We start from the raw sequence: 4015 nt of genomic DNA on the forward strand, positions 1-4015 counted from the left end.
CGCGGTCTCACCCGTGGCGTTGCGCTTGAACCAGATGTTCGGGAACGCCAGGAAGCGGTGCCAGGCCACACCCATGTTGGTGTTCAGGCTGACCGTGATCATCCAGATCATGGTCGTGCCCAGCTTGATCATGGCGAAGAGGTAGACCAGGTTCTGCAGCGCCGCCACGCTCAGGCCCTTGAACGCCAGGACCAGCGGGTACGAGGCGAAGTACGCCGCCTCGTAGTGGTCCACGTGGTGCAGGGCACCCTCCAGGCCGCGCAGCACGTAGATGGCGAGGCCGATGGTGAGGATGACGTACTCGACGAAGTACGCCTGGCCCATCTTCGAGCCCGCGAACCGCGACTTGCGGCCCGGCCGCGAGGGCAGGCTCAGCAGGCGGACGACCATCAGGGCGAGGATGCCGAGGGTCGTCATCGCGCTGATGAACTCGATGTACAGCTCGTACGGCAGGAAGCCCCCGAGGACGGGGAGCGTCCAGTCGGCCTGGAAGAGCTGGCCGTAGGCGGTGATGATCGTCGGCGGCAGCGTCAGGAAGCCGATCGCCACGAACCAGTGGGCGATGCCGACGATGCCCCACCGGTTCATGCGGGTGTGGCCGAGGAACTCCCTCACCAGCGTCACACTGCGCTGGTAGGGGTTGTCGGTCCGGGTGCCGGCGGGTACGGGCTGGCCCAGTTTGAAGTACCGGACGAACTGACCGATGGCGCGCGCGAGCAGCGCCACGCCGACCACGGTCAGCACCAGCGACACGATGATCGCGGCGAGTTGCATGAGGGCTCCTCGGGCCTGCGAGGCAATTCCGCAGCGGTTCTGCTGAGGGGATGTCGAAATTACTAAGCGGTAACTTACCCAGTCCGTCTGAGACTACCCGCATCTCCTGCCGCACTGTAGCCAGGACCGCGGTGATCTGCGTCGCTGAGGCAACCCTGACCGGGGCGGGCGAGGTCGGGTGCCGCCGCCACGCCGATCCGGGCAGGCCGTTCGTCGCAAATCGTGATATTCGGCTTAGTTTAGGGCCGTGCTCTACGGGATCGCCGCCGCCACCGCCTCCTTCCTCCTCGCCGCCCTGTTCACCGCGGTGCTGGGGGCGCTCGCCCTGCGCCTCGCTCTCGTCGACCGGCGCCGGCAACGGCCGGTCCCCCTGATCGGGGGCCTGGCCGTCGTCCTCGTCACCGGGCTGGTCGCGGGGGTCGGGGGCTGGACGGGTGTCGTGCCCCTCGGCTCGTGGGCCGGCCGGCTGCTCGTCGCCGGGGTCGCCGTCGGGGCGCTCGGCCTGGCGGCCGACGTGTGGCGGCTGCGCCGGCGGTGGGTGGCCGTCGGTACGGCCGTGGCGGCGGCGTGCGTGGTGCCGTACGAGGAGACGGGGCCGGTCGCCGGGGCGCTGGCGGTCGGCTGGATCGCCCTGGTCGCCGCGGCGTTCCGGGGGCTCGACCACGCCGACGGGGTGGCCGGCACGGTCGGCGTCGTGACCGCCTTCGGCGTCGGCCTGTGCGCGGCGGCGGAGGTGATGGACGGGGTCGCGGTGCTGCTGAGCGTGCTGGCCGCCGCGCTGACCGGCTTCCTGCTGCACAACTGGCATCCCGCGCGGATCGCGCTCGGCGCGTCCGGGGCGCTGTTCGCGGGCTTCGTGCTCGCCGGTGCGGCGGTGTTCACCCGGGCGGCGCACGAGCCCGGGGCCAGTGCGGGGGTGCTGTTCGCGCTCACCGCGATCGTGAGCGCCGACGCCGTCCTCGTCCTCCTCTCGCGCCGGCTGGCCGGCCGGCGCGTGCTGCGCGGCGGGCCTGATCACCTCACCCACCGGCTGCGTCGGCTCGGCCTCACGTCCCAGGGTGCGGCGGTGGTCATCGGCGCCGGGGCGTTCTCCGGCGTGCTCACGGGGGTGCTGTCGCACACCGGGTGGGCGAGTGGGTCGGCGGTGCTGTGGCTGGCGGGCGCGGTGGCCGTCGCGGTGCTCGGGCTGCTGCGGGTGAGGGTGTACGAGCCGCGTCCGGGGGCGAGCGTGCCCGGGCGTGAGCCGGGCCGGACGGGGAGCGCTCCGGTGCGTCGGCCCCGCGGGGCGGCGAGCGGGGTGGCGCGTGTGCCACGCCGGACGGCGCGTGCGGTGGTGCGCGGCCCGCGCCGGGCGCCGGAAGCCTCGGTGTCCGGACGCCGTCGCGAGGCGGACGCTGCGGTACGGAGGCCGCGCCGGCCGGTGGATTCTCCGGTGCGCGAGCCGCGTCGGACGGCGGGCGACCGGGCGCACGAGCCCGCGTGGACGCCGGACCTCTCGGCGTACGAGCCTCGCTGGCCGGTGCAGGGACCCCTGGTGCGCGAGCCGCAGTGGGCGCCGCCGGACCCTCCGGCGTACGAACCCGGCTGGGCGCTGCTGGACCTTCCGGCGTACGAGCCCGGCTGGGCGCTGCTGAATCCTCCGGCCTACGAACTCCCCAGGGCGGCGCCGAAACCCCGGGTGGACCAGCCCCGCTGGAGCCCGCCGGATCCGCCGGAGCGCGAGCCGCGCCGGGCGCCGTCCAGTCCTCCGGCGCACCTGTCCGGCCGCGCCCTGCCGGATCCCCCGGCGCACGAGCCTCGCCGGATGCCGCCGGGCCCTCCGGTGCACGAGCCCCGCTGGAGCCCGCCGGATCCGCTGGAGCACGAGCCGCACTGGACGCCGCCGAATCCCCCGCTGCGGGAGCCTCGCCGGGCGTCGGATCTGGCGGCGCGGGCGTCCGGATCGGCGGCGAATTTTCCGGTTCGGCAGGCCAACCGTATGGAGTCCTCGCAGGTCAGAGCGCCATTGCGTGTAAGGAACGGATAAGAGTTGAGTCCACTCGACTCACCTCTGTTGACCCAGTGATGGCCGTCGTGCACACTTGAGCCTGTTCCACTCAAGTCAGCTGGAGGAAATCACCATGGCACGTGCGGTCGGCATCGACCTGGGCACGACTAACTCCGTCGTCAGCGTTCTGGAGGGCGGCGAGCCCACCGTCATCACCAACGCCGAGGGCGCCAGGACCACGCCGTCCGTCGTCGCCTTCGCCAAGAACGGCGAGGTGCTGGTCGGTGAGGTGGCCAAGCGCCAGGCCGTGACCAACGTCGACAGGACCATCCGGTCGGTCAAGCGCCACATGGGCACCGACTGGAAGATCAACCTGGACGGCAAGGACTTCAACCCGCAGCAGATCAGCGCCTTCGTGCTGCAGAAGCTGAAGCGGGACGCCGAGGCGTACCTGGGCGAGAAGGTCACCGACGCGGTCATCACCGTCCCGGCGTACTTCAACGACGCCGAGCGCCAGGCCACGAAGGAGGCCGGCGAGATCGCCGGTCTGAACGTGCTGCGCATCGTCAACGAGCCGACCGCCGCCGCCCTGGCGTACGGCCTCGACAAGGACGAGCAGATCATCCTGGTCTTCGACCTCGGTGGCGGTACGTTCGACGTCTCGCTGCTGGAGATCGGCGACGGCGTCGTCGAGGTGAAGGCCACCAACGGTGACAACCACCTCGGTGGTGACGACTGGGACCAGCGCGTCGTCGACTACCTGGTCAAGCAGTTCCAGTCCGGCCACGGCGTGGACCTCAGCAAGGACAAGATGGCGCTGCAGCGCCTGCGCGAGGCCGCCGAGAAGGCGAAGATCGAGCTGTCCTCGTCCACCGAGACCTCGATCAACCTGCCCTACATCACCGCCTCCGCCGAGGGCCCCCTGCACCTCGACGAGAAGCTGACCCGCGCCCAGTTCCAGCAGCTGACCGCGGACCTGCTGGAGCGCTGCAAGACGCCGTTCCACAACGTCATCAAGGACGCCGGCATCTCCCTCAGCGAGATCGACCACGTCGTCCTCGTCGGCGGCTCCACCCGTATGCCCGCCGTCGCCGAGCTCGTCAAGGAGCTGACCGGCGGCAAGGAGGCCAACAAGGGTGTGAACCCGGACGAGGTCGTCGCCATCGGCGCCTCGCTCCAGGCCGGTGTCCTCAAGGGTGAGGTCAAGGACGTCCTGCTCCTCGACGTGACCCCGCTGTCCCTCGGCATCGAGAC

2 protein-coding genes and 1 pseudogene are annotated in these 4015 nt (G+C 71.3%); 2 read left to right on the forward strand and 1 reads right to left on the reverse strand.

Annotated elements, in window-relative coordinates; genetic code table 11:
• A pseudogene (locus IE260_RS40780) lies at positions 1–774 on the reverse strand (Fe-S oxidoreductase); the annotation flags it as partial.
• Positions 775–1021: 247 nt separating this feature from the next.
• On the opposite strand from IE260_RS40780, the gene IE260_RS43335 reads away from it, so the two are divergent.
• On the forward strand, positions 1022–2800 hold the full coding sequence (locus tag IE260_RS43335; protein WP_189880984.1) for a hypothetical protein: 1779 nt from the start codon (positions 1022–1024) through the stop codon (positions 2798–2800).
• A 94-nt stretch (positions 2801–2894) separates the two neighbouring features.
• On the forward strand, positions 2895–4015 hold a 1121-nt coding region (gene dnaK, locus IE260_RS40790; RefSeq protein ID WP_189880985.1), incomplete at its 3' end, for a molecular chaperone DnaK.

The organism is Streptomyces viridiviolaceus, assembly GCF_014650995.1.
GTDB classification, from domain to species: domain Bacteria; phylum Actinomycetota; class Actinomycetes; order Streptomycetales; family Streptomycetaceae; genus Streptomyces; species Streptomyces viridiviolaceus.